This window comes from Pseudomonas sp. (genome assembly GCF_050739935.1).
GTDB lineage: Bacteria > Pseudomonadota > Gammaproteobacteria > Pseudomonadales > Pseudomonadaceae > Aquipseudomonas.
Genome location: NZ_JBOICF010000010.1, coordinates 95,029 through 116,654, shown reverse-complemented (window position 1 = coordinate 116,654; position 21,626 = coordinate 95,029). Strand labels below are relative to the sequence as shown.

20 protein-coding genes are annotated in these 21,626 nt (G+C 59.3%); 7 read left to right on the top strand and 13 right to left on the bottom strand.

Annotated features, from left to right (window positions below; translation table 11 throughout):
• Window positions 1-54: 54 nt before the first annotated feature.
• The 5 genes from prpF to ACRER8_RS01195 all read right to left on the bottom strand — a co-directional run bounded on the left by prpF (window position 55) and on the right by ACRER8_RS01195 (window position 7,010).
• Window positions 55-1,245, bottom strand: a complete 1,191-nt coding sequence (gene prpF, locus ACRER8_RS01215; RefSeq protein ID WP_431744545.1) for a 2-methylaconitate cis-trans isomerase PrpF — start codon at window positions 1,243-1,245, stop codon at window positions 55-57.
• Between the two features lie 167 nt (window positions 1,246-1,412).
• Window positions 1,413-4,004, bottom strand: a complete 2,592-nt coding sequence (gene acnD / locus ACRER8_RS01210; RefSeq protein WP_431744544.1) for a Fe/S-dependent 2-methylisocitrate dehydratase AcnD — start codon at window positions 4,002-4,004, stop codon at window positions 1,413-1,415.
• A gap of 79 nt (window positions 4,005-4,083) precedes the next feature.
• Window positions 4,084-5,211, bottom strand: a complete 1,128-nt coding sequence (gene prpC, locus ACRER8_RS01205; protein WP_431744543.1) for a bifunctional 2-methylcitrate synthase/citrate synthase — start codon at window positions 5,209-5,211, stop codon at window positions 4,084-4,086.
• Between the two features lie 204 nt (window positions 5,212-5,415).
• Entirely contained in the window at window positions 5,416-6,306 is an 891-nt protein-coding gene (gene prpB / locus ACRER8_RS01200; protein ID WP_431744542.1) for a methylisocitrate lyase, read from the bottom strand.
• Entirely contained in the window at window positions 6,303-7,010 is a 708-nt protein-coding gene (locus ACRER8_RS01195; protein ID WP_431744541.1) for a GntR family transcriptional regulator, read from the bottom strand. The genes prpB and ACRER8_RS01195 overlap by 4 nt, the downstream gene beginning before the upstream one ends.
• 298 nt (window positions 7,011-7,308) lie before the next feature.
• Between ACRER8_RS01195 and ACRER8_RS01190 the strand changes: the two genes are divergently transcribed.
• The 5 genes from ACRER8_RS01190 (at window position 7,309) to ACRER8_RS01170 (ending at window position 12,919) form a co-directional block, all read left to right on the top strand.
• A complete protein-coding gene (locus ACRER8_RS01190; protein WP_431744540.1) occupies window positions 7,309-7,857 on the top strand; it encodes an ATP-dependent zinc protease family protein in 549 nt (182 codons plus the stop codon).
• 4 nt (window positions 7,858-7,861) lie between these two features.
• Window positions 7,862-9,412 carry an inactive transglutaminase family protein gene (locus ACRER8_RS01185; RefSeq protein WP_431744539.1) on the top strand — a complete coding sequence of 517 codons (1,551 nt, stop codon included), beginning with the start codon at window positions 7,862-7,864 and terminating at the stop codon, window positions 9,410-9,412.
• The gene (locus ACRER8_RS01180) at window positions 9,412-10,380 is read left to right on the top strand and encodes an alpha-L-glutamate ligase-like protein (protein ID WP_431744549.1); all 969 of its coding nucleotides are present in this window, start codon (window positions 9,412-9,414) and stop codon (window positions 10,378-10,380) included. The genes ACRER8_RS01185 and ACRER8_RS01180 overlap by 1 nt, the downstream gene beginning before the upstream one ends.
• A gap of 152 nt (window positions 10,381-10,532) precedes the next feature.
• On the top strand, window positions 10,533-11,876 hold the full coding sequence (pabB, locus tag ACRER8_RS01175; protein ID WP_431744538.1) for an aminodeoxychorismate synthase component I: 1,344 nt from the start codon (window positions 10,533-10,535) through the stop codon (window positions 11,874-11,876).
• A gap of 308 nt (window positions 11,877-12,184) precedes the next feature.
• Window positions 12,185-12,919 (top strand): phosphoadenylyl-sulfate reductase, encoded by a 735-nt coding sequence (locus ACRER8_RS01170; protein ID WP_431744537.1) that lies wholly within the window; start codon window positions 12,185-12,187, stop codon window positions 12,917-12,919.
• 133 nt (window positions 12,920-13,052) lie between these two features.
• Here ACRER8_RS01170 and cysB read toward each other — a convergent pair whose 3' ends face one another.
• The 4 genes from cysB to ACRER8_RS01150 form a co-directional block, all read right to left on the bottom strand.
• Complete coding sequence (cysB, locus tag ACRER8_RS01165; protein ID WP_062382408.1) at window positions 13,053-14,027, bottom strand: HTH-type transcriptional regulator CysB; 975 nt, start codon at window positions 14,025-14,027, stop codon at window positions 13,053-13,055.
• Window positions 14,028-14,178: 151 nt separating this feature from the next.
• Window positions 14,179-14,673, bottom strand: coding sequence for a universal stress protein (locus tag ACRER8_RS01160; RefSeq protein ID WP_431744536.1), 495 nt, complete (start codon window positions 14,671-14,673; stop codon window positions 14,179-14,181).
• A gap of 96 nt (window positions 14,674-14,769) precedes the next feature.
• Entirely contained in the window at window positions 14,770-15,690 is a 921-nt protein-coding gene (locus tag ACRER8_RS01155; RefSeq protein WP_431744535.1) for a 5'-nucleotidase, read from the bottom strand.
• A 125-nt stretch (window positions 15,691-15,815) separates the two neighbouring features.
• Window positions 15,816-16,151, bottom strand: coding sequence for a thioredoxin family protein (locus ACRER8_RS01150; protein WP_431744534.1), 336 nt, complete (start codon window positions 16,149-16,151; stop codon window positions 15,816-15,818).
• 245 nt (window positions 16,152-16,396) lie between these two features.
• Here ACRER8_RS01150 and ACRER8_RS01145 point away from each other — a divergent pair, with 245 nt between their 5' ends.
• A complete protein-coding gene (locus tag ACRER8_RS01145; RefSeq protein ID WP_431744533.1) occupies window positions 16,397-17,473 on the top strand; it encodes a 3-deoxy-7-phosphoheptulonate synthase in 1,077 nt (358 codons plus the stop codon).
• 89 nt (window positions 17,474-17,562) lie between these two features.
• Here the strand turns inward: ACRER8_RS01145 and ACRER8_RS01140 are convergent, their stop codons facing one another.
• Window positions 17,563-17,844, bottom strand: coding sequence for a GNAT family N-acetyltransferase (locus ACRER8_RS01140; protein WP_110949711.1), 282 nt, complete (start codon window positions 17,842-17,844; stop codon window positions 17,563-17,565).
• Between the two features lie 772 nt (window positions 17,845-18,616).
• On the opposite strand from ACRER8_RS01140, the gene oprI reads away from it, so the two are divergent.
• Complete coding sequence (oprI, locus tag ACRER8_RS01135) at window positions 18,617-18,868, top strand: outer membrane lipoprotei OprI (protein ID WP_003199355.1); 252 nt, start codon at window positions 18,617-18,619, stop codon at window positions 18,866-18,868.
• A gap of 168 nt (window positions 18,869-19,036) precedes the next feature.
• Here oprI and ACRER8_RS01130 read toward each other — a convergent pair whose 3' ends face one another.
• The 3 genes from ACRER8_RS01130 to ACRER8_RS01120 form a co-directional block, all read right to left on the bottom strand.
• Entirely contained in the window at window positions 19,037-20,005 is a 969-nt protein-coding gene (locus tag ACRER8_RS01130; RefSeq protein ID WP_431744532.1) for a L,D-transpeptidase family protein, read from the bottom strand.
• Between the two features lie 103 nt (window positions 20,006-20,108).
• Window positions 20,109-20,402, bottom strand: a complete 294-nt coding sequence (locus ACRER8_RS01125) for a hypothetical protein (protein ID WP_110949709.1) — start codon at window positions 20,400-20,402, stop codon at window positions 20,109-20,111.
• Window positions 20,403-21,010: 608 nt separating this feature from the next.
• Entirely contained in the window at window positions 21,011-21,616 is a 606-nt protein-coding gene (locus ACRER8_RS01120; protein WP_431744548.1) for an arylesterase, read from the bottom strand.
• Window positions 21,617-21,626 lie beyond the last annotated feature (10 nt).

Here is a 21,626-nt window from a genome sequence, read left to right as displayed (position 1 = left end):
CGGTTCGCCAGCAAGCCGGCTCCTACCGGCGCAAACCAGGCGCTGGCCAGACGATCAGAAACTATCCCCCGGCACGCGCACCCATCCTTCCATCAGCACCCGCGCACTGCGACTCATGATGGCTTTCTTCACTTGCCACTCGCCATCGACCAAAACCGCCTCAGCCCCTACGCGCAGCGTCCCCGAGGGGTGGCCGAAACGCACGGCGCTGCGCTCGCCGCCACCGGCCGCAAGGTTCACCAGGGTTCCCGGAATCGCAGCCGCTGTGCCGATGGCTACCGCTGCGGTGCCCATCATTGCGTGGTGCAGCTTGCCCATGGACATGGCGCGAACCAGCAGGTCGGCATCCTGAACCGTCACTCGCTTGCCGCTGGAAGACACGTACTCACCAGGCTCCGCGACGAATGCCACCTTCGGTGTGTGCTGACGCTTGGCAGCCTCGTCGACATCGTTGATCAAGCCCATGCGCACGGCGCCGTAAGCGCGAATGGTTTCGAACATGTTCAAGGCTTTCGAATCGCTGTTGATCGCATCCTGCAGCTCGGTGCCGGTGTAACCGATGTCGCTGGCATTGACGAAGATCGTCGGAATACCGGCATTGATCATGGTTGCCTTGAAGGTGCCTACACCGGGTACTTCCAGATCATCCACCAGGTTCCCGGTGGGAAACATCGAGCCGCCGGTGCCCTCTTCTTCGGCCGCCGGGTCCATGAACTCCAACTGGACCTCGGCTGCCGGAAAAGTCACCCCATCCAGTTCGAAGTCGCCGGTTTCCTGCACCGCGCCGTTGGTGATGGGCACGTGGGCGATGATGGTCTTGCCGATATTGGCTTGCCAGATACGAATCACGGCCACGCCGTTGTGTGGGACCCGACTGGCATCCACCAATCCGTTACTGATCGCGAACGGCCCAACCGCTGCCGAGAGGTTGCCGCAGTTGCCACTCCAGTCCACGAAAGGCTTGTCGATGGATACCTGACCGAACAGGTAATCGACATCGTGATCGGCCCTGATGCTTTTCGACAGAATTACCGTCTTGCTCGTGCTCGACGTCGCGCCGCCCATACCGTCGATCTGCTTGGCGTACGGATCGGGACTGCCAATCACCCGCAACAGCAGGGAATCTCGGGCCGCGCCGGGCACCTGCGCGGCCTCGGGCAGATCCTCCAGGGAGAAGAACACCCCTTTGCTGGTGCCGCCGCGCATATAGGTCGCGGGAATCTTGATTTGCGCTGTATGAGCCATTAAAACGTTTCCTTCTATATAAGAGGGCGCCCTGTATCAACAAAGGGATGGCCGCTGCAGAGCGACCGCTGTAGCAGCACGGCTTGCCGGCGGTGGCGCCTGTAAGATTGCTGCCGCCGGCAAACCAGACTGCTACAGGTGGTTTTCAACCTTCCGATCGTTCAACATCAAGCGACGGAGGATTCCAGGAAGTCCTGAGCAAAGCGCTGCAACACGCCGCCTGCTTCGTAGATCGACACCTCTTCGCCCGTGTCCAGACGGCAGGTGACCGGCACATCCACGCGCTCGCCATTCTTGCGCTGAATCACCAGCGTCAGCGTGGCCCGTGGCGTACGTTCGCCGATCACATCGTAGGTTTCGGTGCCGTCGATGCCCAGTGTGTTGCGATCAGTGCCTGGTTTGAACTCCAGCGGCAGTACGCCCATGCCCACCAGATTGGTGCGGTGGATGCGTTCGAAACCTTCAGCGACGATGGCCTCGACACCCGCCAGCCGCACCCCCTTGGCTGCCCAGTCACGGGACGAACCCTGCCCATAATCGGCACCGGCAACGATGATCAGCGGCTGTTTGCGATCCATGTAAGTTTCGATCGCCTCCCACATGCGCGTGACCCGCCCTTCCGGCTCGATCCGCGCCAGCGAACCCTGCTTGACCTTGCCGTTTTCCTGAACCATCTCGTTGAACAGTTTCGGGTTGGCGAAGGTGGCGCGCTGCGCCGTCAGGTGGTCGCCGCGGTGCGTGGCGTAGGAGTTGAAATCCTCTTCCGGCAGGCCCATGCGTGCCAGATATTCGCCCGCCGCACTGTCGAGCATGATTGCGTTGGACGGCGACAGGTGATCGGTGGTGATGTTGTCCGGCAGCACCGCCAGCGGGCGCATACCCTTGAGGGTCCGCTCGCCAGCCAATGCGCCTTCCCAGTACGGTGGACGACGAATGTAGGTGCTCGCCGGACGCCAGTTGTACAGCGGCTCGACTTTCGGGCCGGTGTCTTCCTGGATGGCGAACATCGGGATGTACACCTGACGGAACTGCTCCGGCTTGACCGAGGCCTTGACCACGGCGTCGATTTCCTCGTCGCTCGGCCAGATGTCTTTCAGGCGAATTTCTTCACCGTTGGTGCCGATACCCAGCACATCCTTCTCGATGTCGAAGCGGATCGTGCCCGCGATGGCGTAGGCCACCACCAGCGGTGGCGAGGCGAGAAAGGCCTGCTTGGCGTAGGGATGGATACGCCCGTCGAAGTTGCGGTTGCCGGACAACACCGCCGTCGCGTACAGATCGCGGTCGATGATTTCCTGCTGAATCACCGGATCCAGTGCGCCGGACATGCCGTTGCAGGTGGTGCAGGCAAACGCCACTACGCCGAAACCCAGCTGCTCCAGTTCGCGGGTCAGTCCGGCTTCGTCCAGATACAGGGCGACCGTCTTCGAACCCGGTGCCAGCGAGGACTTGACCCAGGGTTTGCGGGTCAGGCCAAGCTTGTTGGCATTGCGTGCGATCAGGCCTGCGGCAATGACGTTGCGCGGGTTGCTGGTGTTGGTACAGCTGGTGATCGCGGCAATGATGACCGCGCCATCGGGCATCAGACCGGGGGTTTCTTCCCAGGCGCTGGCGATGCCTTTGGCCACCAGATCAGCAGTGGCGACCCGTGCATGCGGATTGGAAGGCCCGGCCATGTTCCGCACGACACTCGACAGATCGAAGCTCAGCACGCGCTCGTATTCGGCAGTCGCCAGGGTGTCGCCCCACAGGCCGGTGTGTTTGGCGAAGGTTTCGACCAGTTTCACCTGCTGGTCATCGCGACCAGTGAGCGTGAGGTAGTCGATGGTCTGCTGGTCGATGGAGAACATCGCCGCGGTGGCGCCGTATTCCGGGGCCATGTTGGAAATGGTGGCGCGGTCGCCCAGGGTCAGCGCGCTCGCACCTGCGCCGTGGAACTCCAGCCATGCACCGACGACCTTTTGCTTGCGCAGGAACTCGGTCAGCGCCAGCACCACGTCAGTCGCGGTAATGCCCGGCTGTGGGCGCCCGCTCAGCTCGACGCCAATGATGTCCGGCAGGCGCATCCACGAAGCGCGGCCGAGCATGACGTTTTCCGCTTCCAGGCCGCCGACCCCGATGGCGATCACGCCCAATGCGTCCACGTGTGGGGTATGGCTGTCGGTGCCGACCAGCGTGTCCGGGAACGCCACGCCATTAAGGGTCTGGATCACCGGCGACATCCGCTCCAGATTGATCTGGTGCATGATGCCGTTGCCCGGCGGAATCACTTCGACATTTTTGAACGCCTGCTTGGTCCAGTTGATGAAGTGAAAACGGTCCTCGTTGCGACGGTCTTCGATGGCGCGGTTCTTGTCGAATGCGTCCGGGTCATAGCCGCCACATTCCACCGCCAGCGAATGGTCGACAATCAGTTGAACCGGGACCACGGGATTGACTTGAGCCGGGTCGCCGCCCATGTCGGCAATGGCATCACGCAGGCCGGCCAGATCCACCAATGCGGTCTGCCCGAGGATGTCATGGCACACCACGCGGGCCGGGAACCAGGGAAAATCCAGATCGCGCTTGCGTTCGATCAGTTGCGTCAGGGACGCCTTGAGGGTCGCCGGATCGCAGCGCCGCACCAGGTTTTCGGCCAGCACGCGCGAGGTGTATGGCAGCGTTGCATAGGCGCCTGGCTTGATCGCATCGACAGCCTCGCGGGCATCGAAGTAATCCAGTGAAGTGCCGGGCAGTGTTTTGCGGTATTCAGTGTTCATCGTCTGGACTCGATCACGGTAGTTTCAAAGGCGGGCCTGCACCGGGACTGAACTGAACGCGGTGCAGGCATGTCGCCATTCAGCGTTGTTCGATTGGCACGAACTTGCGCTGCTCGACGCCGACGTACTCGGCGCTCGGACGGATGATGCGGTTGTTGGCACGCTGTTCGAACACGTGGGACGCCCAGCCGGTCAGGCGCGAGCAGACGAAGATCGGCGTGAACAGCTTGGTCGGGATGCCCATGAAGTGGTACGCCGAGGCATGGTAGAAGTCGGCGTTGGGGAACAGCTTCTTCTGCTCCCACATGGTCTTGTCGATGGCTTCGGAAACCGGGAACAGCACCGTGTCGCCCACTTCGTCAGCGAGTTTTTTCGACCAGCCCTTGATCACCTCGTTGCGTGGATCGTTGTCCTTATAGATCGCGTGGCCGAACCCCATGATCTTGTCCTTGCGCTCCAGCATGCCCAAAGTGCCCTTGACCGCCTCTTCAGCAGACGAGAACTTTTCGATCATCTCCATCGCCGCTTCGTTGGCGCCGCCGTGCAGCGGACCGCGTAAAGTGCCGATAGCAGCGGTGATGCAGGAGAACAGATCCGACAGGGTTGAGGCGCAGACTCGTGCAGTGAAAGTCGAGGCGTTGAATTCGTGCTCTGCATAGAGGATCAGCGAGACGTCCATGACCTTGCGATGCAGGTCGCTCGGCGTCTTGTCCAGCAGCAGCTTGAGGAAGTGGCCGCCGATGGACACTTCGTCGGTTACACAGTCGATGCGCTTGCCGTCGTGACTGAAGCGATACCAGTAGCACATGATCGCCGGGAATGCGGCCAGTAGACGGTCGGTGGAATCGCGCTGCTGCTCGAAGCTGGTTTCCGGCTCCAGGTTGCCAAGCATCGAGCAGCCGGTGCGCATCACGTCCATCGGGTGAGCATCGGCCGGAATGCGTTCGAGCACTTCTTTCAAGGCCTGCGGCAAGTCGCGCAGACCCTGGAGTTTTTTCAGATAACCGTCCAGTTGCGTCTGGGTCGGCAACTCACCGTACAACAGCAGATAAGCCACTTCTTCGAAGCGGGCGTCGGCGGCGAGTTCACGCACGTCATAACCACGGTAGGTCAGCCCGGCACCCGCCTGGCCAACGGTCGACAAGGCAGTCTGTCCGGCAACCTGGCCACGCAGACCAGCGCCACTCAATACTTTTCCTTCAGCCATTGCTCTCTCCAATCTTGTAGTTTTCGGGGAATCGGCAATTCATTGGTTCGTTCGCACGATCTTCAGAACGATGATATTTCCATGGAAGCGAATTTATTCGCGATTGGCCGGTACAGTCGCCCCATCCCTATCGCCTGACAGATCTTTCGCGAATGAATTCGCTCCCACAGGGTCCGCGTTCCAATCTGTAAATCGGCGCGGACTTCAGCTCTTCTTCTGCGCAAACAACGCATCCAGTTTTTGTTCGAAAGCGTGGTAATCAATGCGTTCGTACAGCTCCATCCGGGTCTGCATGGTGTCGACCACATTCTTCTGGGTGCCATCGCGGCGGATCGCGTTATAGACGTTCTCCGCAGCCTTGTTCATCGCACGGAATGCCGACAGCGGATACAACACCAGCGCCACTTCAGCCGACTTGAGTTCATCGGTAGTGAACAGGGGCGTCGAGCCGAATTCGGTGATGTTGGCCAGAATCGGCGCCTTCACCCGTGAGGCGAACAGCTTGTACATGTCGAGTTCGGTGATGGCCTCAGGGAACACCATGTCGGCGCCCGCTTCGATGCAAGCGGCGGCGCGATCCAGAGCCGATTCCAGCCCTTCCACCGCCAGCGCGTCGGTGCGCGCCATGATCACGAAACTGTCGTCGGTGCGCGCATCCACGGCGGCCTTGATCCGGTCGACCATTTCCTGCTGCGAAACGATTTCCTTGCCTGGACGGTGGCCGCAGCGCTTGGCACCCACCTGATCCTCGATGTGCATGGCGGCAGCGCCGAACTTGATCATCGACTTGACGGTTCGCGCGACGTTGAAGGCCGAAGCGCCGAAACCGGTGTCTACGTCCACCAGCAATGGCAGATCACAGACATCGGTGATGCGACGCACGTCTGTCAACACGTCATCGAGACCTGTGATACCCAGATCCGGCACACCCAGCGAGCCGGCGGCCACCCCGCCACCGGACAGATAGATGGCCTTGAATCCGGCACGTTGTGCGAGCAGTGCATGGTTGGCGTTGATCGCCCCGACCACCTGGAGCGGATGCTCGCTGGCGACGGCATCACGGAAGCGTTGGCCGGGAGTCATTCTTGAAGTCATTGTTCACCTCGGGCAGTGGCAGCTTGGTAGTGCTGTTCGATGTTGCGTTTCGACGCGCCGATATGACGACGCATCAAGAGTTCGGCCAATTCGCCGTCACGGTCGGCGATGGCATCGAGAATGCGATGGTGCTCGGTAAAGGCCATGCGCGGCCGGTTGGGCGTTGTGGAGAATTGAATGCGGTACATGCGCACCAACTGATACAGCTCGCCGCAGAGCATCTGGGTCAGGGTGCTGTTGCGCGCGCCTTGGATGATCCGGTAATGGAAATCGAAGTCGCCTTCCTGCTGGTAGTAGCCGACGCCAGCCTGAAACGCAGAATCGCGCTCGTGGGTTTCCAGTACATGACGCAACTCGTCGATCTCGTCGATGGTCATGCGCTCGGCCGCCAGGCGACAAGCCATGCCCTCCAGCGATTCGCGGATTTCGTAGAGCTCGACCAGCTCGGCATGACTCAACGACACCACACGAGCGCCGACATGGGGCACGCGCACCAGCAAACGCTGGCCTTCCAGCCGATGAATGGCCTCGCGCAAGGGGCCACGGCTGATGCCATAGGTGCGGGCAAGTTCCGGCTCGGAAATCTTGCTGCCGGGCGCGATCTCGCCTTTGACAATCGCTGCCTGAATGCGCCGGAATACGTTCTCCGATAGCGTCTCGGAATCGACCGGAATGGCATTGATGATTTCGGTGGCATCCAACATTGTCGACACCTTCTCATTGAACGAGGCTAAATCTAGCCAAATACCGCTCAATCAGTCAAAGACATTTTGCATAGTGTCGACAATCGTCTAATAACCTTCAAGCATGAGACGCTTCCTACGAACCCTGTCAGCCGTGCCCTTTGCTGGCGCTGCAAAACCTTCATGCTAGAATGCCGACCGCATTTGCCTGCCGTGACAGGCGATCCAGGGACGTCCTTACTGGCCGCGGCCCGCGCCTAACCCAATCCCGAGCGGACGTAAGCACTGCTCCTTGTTCCCCATCACCGCGCCAGGACCTATGAGCCGCCATCCTCTACTCTCTCTTTTCTGCCTGTATCTGCCGGGCCTGTTTTTCAGCGATTTCTGCATGGCCGCAGGCAAGACCGTCTACGGGTTGAACGAGTACGCGGAACTTGCCGGCATCGACCTGCAGGTCGCGGCAAAACTGGATACGGGCGCGAAAACCGCCTCCCTCAGCGCCCGTGACATCAAACGCTTCAAACGCGATGGCGAATCCTGGGTGCGCTTCTATCTCGCCATCGACGACGCCCACGAACATCCCATCGAACGACCTTTGGCACGAGTCAGCAAGATCAAGCGCCGGGCTGGCGATGTCGATCCGGACGATGAAAAGAAATACACCTCGCGGCCGGTGATCAGCCTCGACGTGTGCATGGGCAGCGCTTTGCGAACCGTGGAAGTGAACTTGACCGACCGAAGTGCTTTCCAATACCCGCTTCTGATTGGCTCCGAAGCCCTGAAGCACTTCGACGCGCTGGTCGACCCAAGCCTTAAATATGCAGCGGGCAAACCTGCCTGCATCACTGATGCTCAAACCGCAGAGTAACGACATGCGCTCTCTTACGCTCCATCTGAAAATCCTGATCACAGCCCTGGTGACACTGGGGATCGCGATCACGGCCTATCAGATATTGGTGCTCGGCATCCCGGTGACCGAAGACGAAACCGACGACCTCTGGAACATCGACGCCAAGGTCGAGTTCGTCGCCAACCCGAAAGACACGGTCAAGGTGCAGATGTACGTGCCGCCGCTCTCGCGGGATTACATCAGCCTCAACGAAAGCTTCATCTCCAATAATTACGGCGTGAACGTCAACCGCGTCGATGGCAACCGCAAGGTCACCTGGTCGGCACGTCGCGCCACCGGCAATCAGACGCTGTATTACCGGCTGGTGCTGACCAAGCGCTACAGCGGCGAAAAAGCCAAGGTCAAAGGCCCGATCTTTCGCGACAGCATTGCCGTCGAAGGCCCGGAAAAGATTGCCGCCGACGCCCTTCTCGCGCCGATTCGCCAACACTCCGCCGATGTGGAAACCTTCGTCAGCGAAGCGATTCGGCGTGTCAATAATCTGAGTGACGACAACGTCAAGCTGTTGCTGGCCGGCGACACATCGGTGCAGAACAAGGCCCGCATCACCGAGATCCTGCTGTCGGTGGCCCACGTTCCGGTGGAAAAGGTCCACACCATCCGCCTGGTTGCCGATCAACCGCAGATGCCCGAACTCTGGTTGCGTAGCTTCAACGGCAAGGACTGGCTCTATTTCAATCCGGAAACCGGCGAGGCCGGCCTGCCGCAGGATCGCCTGCTGTGGTGGGTGGGCAACGACAACCTGATCTCCGTCGAAGGCGGCAAAAAGGCCACGGTCAACTTCAGCCTGAACAACAGCGAGATGAATGCCATCCGCCTGGCCAAACTGACGGACGAAAGTACCGACGCCGACTTCCTCGAATACTCTCTGTACGGCCTGCCTCTACAAACGCAGCAGACCTTCATGATCATGGTGATGATCCCGATCGGGGTGCTGGTTATCCTGATCCTGCGTAACCTGATCGGCCTGCAGACACTTGGGACGTTCACGCCGGTGCTAATCGCCCTGGCCTTCCGCGAAACCCAGCTTGGCTTCGGCATCGTGTTGTTCACGATCATCACCGCATTGGGCCTGTCGTTGCGTTCCTATCTTGAGCATCTGAAGCTCCAGATGCTGCCGAGGCTGTCGGTGGTGCTGACGTTCGTGGTGGTGCTGATCGCCGCCATCAGTCTGTTCAGCCACAAACTGGGGCTGGAACGCGGCTTGTCCGTGGCGCTGTTCCCGATGGTCATCCTGACCATGACCATCGAGCGCCTGTCGATCACTTGGGAAGAACGCGGCGGCGGTTATGCGATGAAGGTCGCCATCGGCACGCTATTCGCGGCCTCACTGGCGCACATCATCATGAGTGTGCCGGAGTTCATCTACTTCGTATTCACCTTTCCGGCCATCCTGCTGATCCTGGTGGGCTTCATGCTGGCAATGGGGCGTTATCGCGGTTACCGCTTGACCGAGCTTATCCGCTTCAAGGCCTTCATCAAGGAAGACGCCGAACGGGAAAACATCAAATGATCGGCTGGTGGAAAACCTGGAAAGCGCTCGAAGCCAAAGGGATCATGGGCATCAACCGGCGTAACGCCGATTACGTGCTCAAGTACAACAAACGCAGCCTTTACCCCATCGTCGATGACAAGATCATCACCAAGGAGCGTGCCATCGCCGCCGGCATCCATGTGCCGCAGATGTACGGAATCATCTCCACCGAGAAGGAAATCGAGAAGCTCGACGACATCATCGGCGGGCGCAGAGATTTCGTGATCAAGCCGGCCCAGGGCGCGGGGGGCGATGGGATTCTGGTCATCGCCGATCGTTTCGAGGAGCGTTTTCGCACGATTTCCGGACGCATCATCAGCCACGAGGAAATCGAACATCAGATTTCCAGCATTCTCACCGGTCTGTATTCACTGGGTGGCCACCGGGATCGCGCGCTGATCGAATACCGGGTCACGCCTGACCCGATCTTCAAGAGCATCAGCTATGAAGGTGTTCCGGACATTCGCGTGATCGTGCTGATGGGCTACCCGGTAATGGCCATGCTGCGCCTTCCCACGCGCCAGTCCGGCGGCAAGGCCAACCTGCATCAGGGCGCCATCGGGGTCGGCGTCGACCTGGCGACCGGGCTGACACTGCGCGGCACCTGGCTTAACAACATCATCAGCAAACACCCCGACACCACCAATGCCGTGGATGGCGTGCAACTGCCGAACTGGGACGGTTTCATGCGCCTGGCCGCCGAATGCTATGAACTGTGTGGCCTCGGCTACATCGGTGTGGACATGGTGCTGGATCAGGATCGCGGCCCGCTGATCCTCGAACTCAACGCGCGCCCTGGGCTGAACATCCAGATCGCCAACGACTGCGGGCTGACCCATCGCACGCTGGCGGTAGAGCAACGACTGGATGAGCTGACTGCCGAAGGTCGTCACGACAGTCCTGATGAGCGGGTGAAGTTCGTTCAGGAGTTGTTTGGCCACGTTTGACTGATTTTTCCGGGGCCGTAGGTGAGCAAGCTCATTCCCACAGAGGCAGGCAGGATACCGGCGCCGTGGCACCCAATTCCGACACACCTCTAGGAGTCGGGTCGCCGGAAGACTACAATCGCCCTCCGCGCACCACGACTGATTTCCCTCGCATGCCAACCTGTTCCGTACACCCGCTCGCCTACCACGTCGACCCGGCCGGGTATTTTTCTCTGGTTCATCGCGCGCCTGGCGCCGTTCTGCTCGACAGCGGCCGACCTGCGGCGGACCGAGGCCGTTTCGACATTCTCAGCGCCTGGCCCGTTGAGACATTCATCCCCGGCTCAGAGGAAAGCGGCGCGGTGTTTCTGCACCGACTGCGCGACAGTCTGGCCGCCATGGGGCACGCCGATCTACCCGACAACAGCCCACTGCCTTTCGCTGGCGGAATGATGGGGTATCTGGCCTATGATTTCGGCCGCTTGCTTGAACCGCTGCCGAGCCTGGCCGTCGATGACCTGTATTTGCCCTCGGCACAACTGGGGTTGTACGCCTGGGCGCTGATCAGTGATCACCAGCAATGCACCACCGAACTGGTTTTCCATCCCACCCTTGGTAATGACGAACGTCAACGTTTGATCGACCTGTTCGAGCATCCGCACACCCCTGCCGATGCGGCCTTCAACCTCACTCAACCCTTCGCGCCGGACACCAGCGCTGAGCAATACCGACAGGCCATCGAGCAAATCCACGCCTACATTCAGGCAGGCGATTGCTATCAGGTGAATTTCGCCCAGCGCTTTCGCGCCAGTTACAGCGGCGATCCATGGACGGCGTATCAGGCATTGCGCCTCGCCTGTCCGACTCCGTTCGCCGGTTACCTGGGTTTGCCAGCGGGCGATGCGATCCTGAGTCTGTCGCCTGAGCGCTTCGTCAAAGTCAGCCAGCGGCAGGTCGAAACCCGCCCGATCAAGGGCACTCGCCCCCGAGGCAGGGATGCCGTCGAAGATGCGGCATACGCCAAAGAACTGCTGGCGAGCGAAAAAGATCGCGCTGAAAACCTGATGATCGTCGACCTGTTGCGCAACGATCTGGGACGCACCTGTCGCATCGGTTCGGTGAAAGTCCCCGAATTGTTCAGCCTGGAAAGCTATCCGAACGTGCACCATCTGGTCAGTGCCGTCACCGGTGAACTGGCGACGGGCAAGGACGCCCTGGACCTGATCGGCGGCAGTTTCCCCGGCGGTTCGATTACCGGCGCGCCGAAAATCCGCTCGATGCAGATCATCGACGAACTGGAACCCACTCGCCGCGCGTTGTATTGCGGGTCGCTGCTGTATCTGGACGTTCGAGGCGAAATGGACAGTTCCATCGCCATCCGCAGCCTCTTGGCCCAGAGCGGTCGGATCGCCTGCTGGGGTGGCGGCGGCATCGTCGCCGACTCGGACTGGGAGGCGGAGTATCAGGAGTCCATTACCAAGGTGCGGGTTTTGCTGAGTACCCTTGAAGCGTTGTGATCCATATTTTCATGTTGCCGCGCCGAGGGATTATGACCAACGGAATCTGTAGAAGCCGCTGGAGTTTGCGACAGTGGCGAATGCGGTGGATCAGATATAAGTGCATTGCATGACCTATCGCGTTCGCTGCCGTCGTAACCTCCGACGTCTCCTACAAGGCGCGTCAGTCATGGCATCTGCGGCCTACGCCGATCGCCCCTCACACTCTGTCCACGCACCGGAGGATTCAGGCAAACGAGCGTAGGTTTTTGATACCATCTGCGCCATTACGAGCGCCTAAGCGCCAATTCATATTAGGAAGCCGCCTGATGAGCCATCCCTTCGACGTCGCCGAGATTGCCGCGACCTACGCCGATAAATCCGCCTATGACATCCTCAAATTTGCCTTCCAGCACTTCGGCGACGAGCTGTGGCTTTCCTTCAGTGGCGCCGAAGACGTGGTGTTGGTGGACATGGCCTGGAAGATCAACAAGAACGTCAAGGTGTTCAGTCTGGACACTGGCCGTCTGCACCCGGAAACCTACCGTTTCATCGACCAGGTTCGCGAGCAGTACAACATCGCCATCGATATCGTCTCCCCTGACCGGGAAAAACTGGAGCCTCTCGTCAAGGAAAAGGGCCTTTTCAGCTTCTACAAAGACGGTCACGGCGAATGCTGCGGGATACGCAAGATCGAACCACTGCGGCGCAAGCTCAGCGATGTGAAGGCCTGGGCCACCGGCCAGCGTCGCGACCAGAGCCCGAGCACCCGCAACAACGTGGCTGTGGTCGAAATCGACAGCGCGTTCTCCACGCCGGAGCGCACGCTATACAAGTTCAACCCGCTGGCGCAGATGAGCAGCGCAGACGTCTGGAATTACATCCGCATGCTGGAACTGCCCTACAACAGCCTGCACGAGCGTGGTTTCATCAGTATCGGTTGCGAACCGTGCACGCGCCCTGTCCTGCCGAATCAGCATGAGCGCGAAGGTCGCTGGTGGTGGGAAGAAGCGACGCAAAAGGAATGCGGGCTGCATTCGGGGAATTTGATCACCAAAGCCTGACGGTCTGCGATCGAAACTGTGGGAGCGAATTCATTCGCGAAGTGGCGGTACAACCGATAAAGATCTATCGGCTGTACCCATGCTTCGCGAATGAACTCGCTCCCACAGGTTTTTACACGTCAGCTTGACCGAATCAATGCTCCGGCAGGACAACGCCGTCGAACAGCTCTTCGAGTTCCTGCTTGTTGTGACACTGGATGGCCTTGGCCATCACGTCGCGGGTCAGGTGCGGAGCGAATTTCTCGATGAAATCGCACATGAAGCCGCGCAGGAATGTGCCGCGGCGGAAGCCAATCTTGGTGATGCTGGCCTCGAACAGCTCGCTGGCATCCAATACCACCAGATCGCTGTCCAGCTTGGGATCCACGGCCATCTTGGCGACGATGCCGACACCCAGGCCCAGACGAACGTAAGTCTTGATCACGTCGGCGTCAGCTGCGGTGAATACCACCTTGGGCGTCAGCCCGCGATGGCTGAAGGCTTCGTCGAGCTTGGAGCGACCGGTGAAACCGAACACATACGTGACGATCGGGTATTCGGCGAGGATTTCCAGGGTCAGTTTCGGCAGCTTGGTCAGGGGGTGCCCCTGCGGTACGACCACGCAGCGGTTCCACGTGTAGCACGGCATCATCACCAGATCGCCGAACAGCTCCAGCGCTTCGGTGGCAATGGCGAAATCAACGGTGCCATCGGCGGCCATCTCGGCGATCTGCATCGGTGAGCCCTGATGCATGTGCAGCGCGACGTCCGGGTACTGTTTGATGAAATTGCTGATCACGGGTGGCAGCGCATAACGCGCCTGGGTGTGAGTGGTGGCGATCGACAGGGTGCCTTTCTTCTCGTTGGAGAACTCCTGAGCGATCTGCTTGATGCTCTCGACTTTGCGCAGGATTTCCCCCGCAGTGGTGATAATGCGTTCGCCGGCCGGCGTCACGCGGGTCAGATGCTTGCCGCTGCGCGCAAATACCTCGACCCCCAGCTCATCTTCCAGCAGACGGATCTGCTTGCTGATACCCGGTTGCGAGGTATAAAGGCTCTGCGCCGTCGCCGAGACGTTGAGGTCGTGGTGCGCCACTTCCCAGATGTAGCGCAATTGTTGAAGCTTCATATGTATCCCTCAAAGCCGGAAGACGCCACGGGCATCAGCGACGGTATATAACTGGATTAATGGTCAGGAAGGCAAATCTAGAACTTTTTATCACTTTTATTCGGTAATGGCACGCAGCTTTTTCAATGCCGTCATAATTTCCCGTATACCCTTAACCCCCGGCGCGGTTCTGTAGCATCGGCACCATGTACACCGGCACTTCTGAAAGCTGTAAAACCCGCGCCGCCGTGCGCCCGATCGGTGTATCCCCCTCGGCACCGTGGCTGTGACTGCCGACCACAAGCAAATCGACCTCAAGCCGTTGCGCCTGCTCGAGAATCACGTTGGACGGGTCGCCCTGCACGACGCGCACGCTGCGGATCAACTCCAGATCCTGGTTATCCTCCCCCAGCTCATCACGAAAACCGGCCAACATCCGCAGCTCGATGCCTTCGATGACCGTATTGACGCCCTCGCTGTGCAGCTCCCTGAGCACGTCTTCGGCCAGATAGCTTTGAAGCACGGATTCGGCGAACAGCCCCATGGGTTCGACGACATGAATCACATGCAGCTCCGCATTGAACGTTCGGGCCAGAGCCAGTGCATGCTGCAGGACGTATGGCGCATAAAGACCGAGGTCCGTGGCAAACAACATCGAGCGAATCATGTGACCTCCAGGCAAGCATGACAGGCGCAGACTCAACTGAGAGTAGCAGCGCGCGGACGAATCAGCCGGTTCGATACAGCTTTCCGGTCTAAAGATTCACTGTTTTAGCTCATTGCTGATGCCATGGGGTACGTGACCGGTGGCCACTACGTCACGCGCTTTCTCGCAATGACCGGGCTGGTCGTCGAAGAAGACGTCCGCTGCAAATGCCTCCAGAAACGCCGATTTTTCCAGACCGCCGAGAAACAGCGATTCATCCAGACGAATGTCCCACTCGCGCAAGGTGCGGATGACCCGTTCGTGGGCCGGCGCCGAGCGAGCGGTGACCAGGGCGGTGCGAATCGGGCACGACTCTTCCGGAAACTCACGCTGCAGCAGGTTCAGAGCCGCGAGAAAGGGTTTGAATGGACCACCAGGCAGCGGCAGCCGCGCCGCTTCGCGCTCACTGGCCTGAAAGGCTTGCAGGCCGCCGGACTGATAGATGCGTTCGGATTCGTCGGAAAACAGCACCGCATCGCCGTCGAAGGCGATACGCAGTTCCGCACTGGCGGCGCGTCGGGCACCCCCGGAAAGAATGGTTGCCGCGGCAAAGCCCGCATCCAGCGCGCTGCGCACGTCCTCGGCATGTGTGGAAAGGAAGAGGTGACTGCCGAAAGCCGCCAGATACGGAAACGGGCTACGACCACCGACGAATGCCGCCCGGGAAATGTCCAGACCGTAATGCTGAATGGAGTTGAAGACCCGCAGCCCGGTATCGGCACTGTTGCGTGATACCAGGACCACTTCCACTCGCGAGTGAGTCAGGCTGGCGTTCAGGCTCAGCAGTTTTTCCACCAGCAAAAAGGCATCACCAGGCTCCAGCACCTCGTCTTCGTGGTCGATCTGGTACTGCCGGTAAGCCGCCACGCCATCGCTCACGTAGATCGCGTGGCTTTCCCGCAGATCGAACAGTGCCCGCGAGGAAATCGCCAATACCAGTTTGCTGCCTGCGGTTTTCTTGGTCAGGTCGTTGGACATCATTTTTCCCTCAATCCATCACAATGAAAGCTGCCGGCCGTGTAATACCCCATCCCAGGAGGGGTTAAATTCATTCGCGAAACTGCCTTTTCCATTGATGGCGGCACGCTCAAGGCAGTGGTTTTTCAAGGTAAATCGTCGGGTGCTCGCGCCAGCGACTGATCAAGCCCTTGGATAATGGCTTCGGCAGAAAGCTTGCAACGCAACGCGCCATAGAATTCGCCGTCGCGCACGACGAACAGCGTCGGTAGGTGAAAAACACCATAACGCTGCACGGCCCCGCCATTCTCCTCAGCATCGATCCAGCACAACCGCTCAACCGGCAATGTCTGCTCTGGCAAATGCTGTCGTGCCCAACGGCAACTGGAACAGCCGAGGCTGGTGAATATCAGCAGCGAAACCCCGGGCAGCGTCAGCAATTGCTGATCCACGTCGAAATCCGTCAGTTGCAGTTGATCCACGCCAATCTCCCCTGGGTCTGCGGCACACTATATCCGCACACAAGCGGCAGTTTACAAACTTCGGGCCTGACGACTGACCGCTCAAACGGAAAATGCGTCCGAGAATGCCGCGCCTGTTGGACGAAAGCCACGTTTACCCATTGTCGAAGCACGGGTTAACGCGCTAAGGTTCCGCTCCCCGCTGCGCTCAACCATGCTGAGCTCCGCCGTAGGCGGCCAGCACCCGTGACCTGATGAGTAACACGATGGCTGATTTACCGATTGACGACCTCAACGTTGCTTCCAACGAGACACTGATCACTCCGGATCAGCTCAAGCGCGAAATTCCTCTCACCGCTGCCGCCCAGGCAACCGTGAGCCAGGGCCGCGAAGTTATCCGCAACATTCTCGATGGCAAGGACCACCGCCTGTTCATCGTGATCGGGCCATGCTCGATCCACGACATCAATGCCGCCCATGAATACGCCGAACGCCTCAAGGCGCTGGCTGCGGAACTGTCCGATACCCTTTATCTGGTCATGCGCGTGTATTTCGAAAAACCGCGCACGACTGTCGGCTGGAAAGGCTTGATCAACGACCCGTACCTGGACGACTCCTTCAAGATTCAGGACGGCTTGCACATCGGCCGTCAGTTGCTGCTGGATCTGGCCGAAAAAGGCCTGCCGACCGCCACCGAGGCCCTGGACCCGATCTCCCCGCAATACCTGCAGGATCTGATCAGTTGGTCAGCCATTGGTGCGCGCACAACGGAATCCCAGACCCACCGAGAAATGGCTTCCGGGCTGTCATCGGCGGTCGGTTTCAAGAACGGCACCGATGGCGGTCTGACCGTGGCGATCAACGCCCTGCAGTCAGTCTCCAGCCCGCACCGTTTCCTGGGTATCAACCAGGAAGGTGGCGTCTCCATCGTCACCACCAAGGGCAACGCCTATGGTCACGTGGTGCTGCGCGGTGGTAACGGCAAGCCGAACTATGATTCGGTCAGCGTTGCCCTGTGCGAACAGGCGCTGAACAAGGCGAAGATCAAGCCGAACATCATGGTCGACGCCAGCCACGCCAACTCCAATAAGGACCCTGCCTTGCAGCCGCTGGTCATCGAGAACGTCGCGAACCAGATTCTGGAAGGCAACGAGTCGATCATCGGTCTGATGGTCGAAAGCCATCTGAAATGGGGTGCGCAGTCGATTCCGAAGGATCTCGCGGACTTGGAATACGGCGTATCGATCACCGACGCCTGCATTGACTGGGAAGCTACCGAGAAGACCTTGCGCAGCATGCACGCCAAGCTCAAGGACGTGTTGCCCAAGCGCAAGCGTGGCTGATCAGGGCTTTGGAAACGACAACGCCGAGCATACGCTCGGCGTTCTTCATTGCGGGGATGGCATTTCAAAATATCATCTGACGCGTCTGGTCAGATCTTCGCCGCCTGTCGCTGATTGCGCTCCATATAGCGCTCGACATATGAGCACGACGGGATGACGGTGTAGCCGTTACTCTCGGCATAATCAAGCGCAACCTCGGTCAAGGCCGCGGCTATGCCTCGCCCCCGCAGTGCGTTGGGAACGAACGTACGATAGATATCCAGGGTCTGCTTCCCCAGATCCATATACGTCAGATAGGCGCGGTGACCGTCGATGTTGATCTCGAACTGGTGACCGGTCTCGTCATGGTGGATAGACAACGCCTCGCTCATCACTACTCCTCGCGGGTCTTGGAATTTGACCCCTACCTTACCGATGTTTGTCCGGCGAAGGAACTATCAGGCGGCGTGAAAACGACGTGAGCAGCAATATGGTCCTAAAACACCGGATAAAAATGCTCATTGAGAACACTTTCGCGATTTTACTGCGCCGGTTTTTACCTGGTCTTGCCTTCGCTCACGACTTTTTCTTGTCACCTGCAACGCCACCTCGTGCCTATTTGGGACACCCAGAAGCCCGCTTCTGCTCAACAAACGAGCACCCCGAATAGTAGGCGCCATTGCCGAATCTGCTCAAGGGAATCGAGGGCAATACGCGCTGCCGCACATCTGACCGCTCTGCCGGTTGAACCTGAAGCCTCCAGTGAATGTCCATTGAGACGCAAACGGCGTGCTTGAGTCACTCAAGCAGCACAGAACGAGCGTCATGACCGATCATCGTCTATACAAAAAAGGCTGCACGCGGTTAAACCTTTGCAGGCTCCAGAGCCCGCGGGCACATCGCCGACCCGCTTGACGATCTCGGGAACACGCCGCTCTGCTCATTTGCATCTGGCCCACTGACAGACGTTTCGCCTGGCAGCGCCGGGGTTTTTTCGAGAAAAAACGTGAGGAGTTGCACGGAAGCCTTTCTAAGCAAAGAATTTTATGCGGTTCTTGCGCTTAGTCCGTTTACTTACTACAAACAATGAGTAGTATGTACGCCGGTCATTTTCTCATTTTCGAGAGATGACTAATTTGATAGAAGTCCTTTAAGGGGAACACGATGAACAACGTTCTGAAATTCTCTGCTCTGGCCCTGGCCGCAGTTCTGGCTACCGGTTGCAGCAGTGCATCCAAAGAAACTGAAGCTCGTCTGACTGCAACTGAAGACGCAGCCGCTCGTTCGCAAGCTCGTGCCGATGAAGCCTATCGCAAGGCTGATGAAGCTCTGGCTGCTGCCCAGAAAGCTCAGCAAACTGCTGACGAAGCCAACGAGCGCGCTCTGCGCATGCTCGACAAGGCAAGCCGCAAGTAATAGTCCCTCGGGATTATTGATAAGCCGGTCCGGTTTCGGATCGGCTTTTTTGTTGCCCGTTTTTTGTGAGGACAACCTGTCCTCGAACGATTCTTCAGGCGATAAAAAACCCGTTCACCCTGCCCTGTCTCCAGAGCCCGGTGGACGGGTATCGGCGTCGAACCAGACTTATTGCAATGTCACCGGCGCATCGTTAACAACCGGAGCCTGCACGCCTGGCACCGCGATTTCGACAGGCATGCCATCCTCGGCAGCCACTACGTCACGCACTTCATCCCAATTGATACGCAGGCTGTTGGCCAGGTCTTCGCGCTTGAGCAGCGCGTTGATAACGGCGGTGTGCTTGTCGACCACCGAAGGGTTGCCGCTTTCGTCCAGGGGCGTATGCGCCTCGAGGTACACCTTGCCGCCGCTGACACCGAACTTGTAAGGCTCGTTCATGATGCGTACGGGTGTACCAATCGGAACCATGTCAGCCATTTCCAGCACGTTGTTGTTGTACATGCGGAAGCAACCGTGGCTGGTTCGCATGCCGATGCCGAACTTCTTGTTCGAGCCGTGGATCAGGTAGCCCGGCAAGCCCAGGCCGAACTTGAACGGCCCCAAGGGGTTGTCCGGGCCAGCAGGCACCACGTTCGGGAGGATGTCACCATCGGCAGCGTGCTCGGCCTTGACCGACGCTGGCGGGGTCCAGGTCGGGTTCGGGGTCTTGGCGGTCACCTTGGTGGTGGAAACCGGCGAGCCCCAGCCTTCGCGGCCGATACCCAGCGGGAAGGTGTACACCACGTTCTGGCCTTTCGGGTAGTAATACAAACGGTATTCGGCGAGGTTGATGACGATACCTTCGCGCGGCCCCGGCGGCAGGATGAAACGGGTCGGCAGAATCACCTGAGTGCCGGCGCCCGGCAGCCATGCATCGACGCCCGGGTTGGCCGCGATCATTTCCAGATAGCCCAGATCGTACTGGGTGCCCAGGTCAGCAAAGGTGTCTTCGTACTTGGCGGTGACGGTCTGCACCTGGCCGATGATGTCTTCGCCTGGCGGTGGCAACGGAAACTCCAGAGCGGAGACAGGGCCGGCCGCACACAGTGCAGCGAGCGACAGACAGCGGGCGAAAGCTGGAATGCGCGACAACATCCGGGGAATCCTTGGGTAAGCGGAAGGCTTGAATGAGCGCGATTGTACACGCACGCCGGGGCCTTCGGGAGTAGGCGCGATGGCTTACACGGTGTAATCGCTTTTACAGGGTCTGGTCCAGCTCCGGCCAGATCGGATGCCAACCCCTGCGCTGCGCATCGATGATTGCCCGGCACAGTGGACACAGGCGCTCATCCTGATAAATCGCCTGCTCGACGTTGGACCAGCGTGGTTGGGCGGGCAGCAGAGTACCGCAGAGAGTGCGGTCGGCGGAACCGGCCAGTTCCAGCTGCCGGGCGACGAGATGTACACGAACTTCCTGGCACGCGAACAGGTCGAGCTGCTCGTCAGGCTCGATCAATTGATAGGCGAAAAGGGACCAGGCAGGGCGGCGCATCAGGGGGCTCCGGATCGGGGGCGCCACATTAGCCGAAAGGCTTCGTTGGGAAAAGGGCTGGAGGGCTTTAATTTTGGCGGTTGTGGTGGGTCGAGGTTGGCTTTGGAAACGCGTGTAAATCCATTATCGGCGCGATGCTGATTACGGTTCTGCCTGACGGCATAAGCGTTTCGACTTCGTCGAGTTACTTGGAAAAGCCGGAATGCCGGACCAACCCCAAGCAACCAAGGGTGCCTGCTCCTGGTTTGGCCCTCCTGCGCCGGGTTCCCTCACTCCAACGAGGCCTGCATTAGGCTCGTACCCGGGTCGAGTTCTGCGGTGTCTGGACTATCGCGAAAAAGAACTGTAGCAGCACGGTTGGCAGGCGTGGCGTCCGCAAGATCGCTGCCGGCGAGCCGCACGGCCACAGGATTGCGCCATGCGATAAATCCCGATACCCCGCACAACCTGTAGGAGCTGGGTCAGCCAACCCATCTGCAACTGACCTACCGCCTTCGCCAGCAAGCCGGCTCCTACCGTAGGTCGAACTGTAGCGAAGAGCTGTGACCCCCTATCAGCGCCAACCAAGATTATGGATATGCTCCAGACCCCAACGCCAAAACTCCAACTTAAAGAAGCGCCTTCAGCTGCGGCCAAACATTCTCCAATAATCGAGCCTGAGCATTGGCCGCCGGATGTAACCCATCCGCCTGCGTATACTCAGGCACACCACCGACGCCTTCGAGCATGAACGGCACCAGAGCAACCTTCTTCTCGCTGGCCAGGTTGCTGTAGACCTCTTTGAACGCCGTGGTGTAACGCGCGCCATAGTTGGGTGGAATCTGCATCCCCAGCAGCAACACCTTGGCCCCCGCCGCACGCGAACTGTCGATCATCGACGCAAGATTTTGTTGCAATTGCGCAGGAGGTTGACCCCGCAGGCCATCATTGCCCCCCAATTCGAGGATCACCAGATCCGGCTTATGCTGCGCGAGCAGCGCCGGCAGCCGCGCCTGACCTCCGGCACTGGTGTCGCCGCTGACGGATGCATTGACCACCTTGTCCTTGTAGCCCTGCTCTGCCAGGCGCTTCTCCAGAAGACTCACCCAGCCCAAACGGGTATCCAGGCCGAAAGCCGCGCTGATACTATCCCCAACGATCAAAACCGTGCCTGCCATGGCTCCTTGAGACAACAGCAGCAAACCCAGGCCAGCACTTAAAAACCACGCACGCATCGGATTCTCC

What these genes read in the sequence shown, in the direction of transcription:
- ACRER8_RS01190 (WP_431744540.1), top strand. Translation starts at nt 7,309, where the DNA reads ATGAGCCGCCATCCTCTACTCTCTCTTTTCTGCCTGTATCTGCCGGGC.
- ACRER8_RS01185 (WP_431744539.1), top strand. Translation starts at nt 7,862, where the DNA reads ATGCGCTCTCTTACGCTCCATCTGAAAATCCTGATCACAGCCCTGGTG.
- ACRER8_RS01145 (WP_431744533.1), top strand. Translation starts at nt 16,397, where the DNA reads ATGGCTGATTTACCGATTGACGACCTCAACGTTGCTTCCAACGAGACA.
- pabB (WP_431744538.1), top strand. Translation starts at nt 10,533, where the DNA reads ATGCCAACCTGTTCCGTACACCCGCTCGCCTACCACGTCGACCCGGCC.
- ACRER8_RS01140 (WP_110949711.1), bottom strand. Translation starts at nt 17,844, where the DNA reads ATGAGCGAGGCGTTGTCTATCCACCATGACGAGACCGGTCACCAGTTC.
- prpB (WP_431744542.1), bottom strand. Translation starts at nt 6,306, where the DNA reads ATGACTTCAAGAATGACTCCCGGCCAACGCTTCCGTGATGCCGTCGCC.
- ACRER8_RS01195 (WP_431744541.1), bottom strand. Translation starts at nt 7,010, where the DNA reads ATGTTGGATGCCACCGAAATCATCAATGCCATTCCGGTCGATTCCGAG.
- oprI (WP_003199355.1), top strand. Translation starts at nt 18,617, where the DNA reads ATGAACAACGTTCTGAAATTCTCTGCTCTGGCCCTGGCCGCAGTTCTG.
- ACRER8_RS01125 (WP_110949709.1), bottom strand. Translation starts at nt 20,402, where the DNA reads ATGCGCCGCCCTGCCTGGTCCCTTTTCGCCTATCAATTGATCGAGCCT.
- prpC (WP_431744543.1), bottom strand. Translation starts at nt 5,211, where the DNA reads ATGGCTGAAGGAAAAGTATTGAGTGGCGCTGGTCTGCGTGGCCAGGTT.
- ACRER8_RS01155 (WP_431744535.1), bottom strand. Translation starts at nt 15,690, where the DNA reads ATGTCCAACGACCTGACCAAGAAAACCGCAGGCAGCAAACTGGTATTG.
- ACRER8_RS01170 (WP_431744537.1), top strand. Translation starts at nt 12,185, where the DNA reads ATGAGCCATCCCTTCGACGTCGCCGAGATTGCCGCGACCTACGCCGAT.
- cysB (WP_062382408.1), bottom strand. Translation starts at nt 14,027, where the DNA reads ATGAAGCTTCAACAATTGCGCTACATCTGGGAAGTGGCGCACCACGAC.
- acnD (WP_431744544.1), bottom strand. Translation starts at nt 4,004, where the DNA reads ATGAACACTGAATACCGCAAAACACTGCCCGGCACTTCACTGGATTAC.
- prpF (WP_431744545.1), bottom strand. Translation starts at nt 1,245, where the DNA reads ATGGCTCATACAGCGCAAATCAAGATTCCCGCGACCTATATGCGCGGC.
- ACRER8_RS01160 (WP_431744536.1), bottom strand. Translation starts at nt 14,673, where the DNA reads ATGATTCGCTCGATGTTGTTTGCCACGGACCTCGGTCTTTATGCGCCA.
- ACRER8_RS01120 (WP_431744548.1), bottom strand. Translation starts at nt 21,616, where the DNA reads ATGCGTGCGTGGTTTTTAAGTGCTGGCCTGGGTTTGCTGCTGTTGTCT.
- ACRER8_RS01130 (WP_431744532.1), bottom strand. Translation starts at nt 20,005, where the DNA reads ATGTTGTCGCGCATTCCAGCTTTCGCCCGCTGTCTGTCGCTCGCTGCA.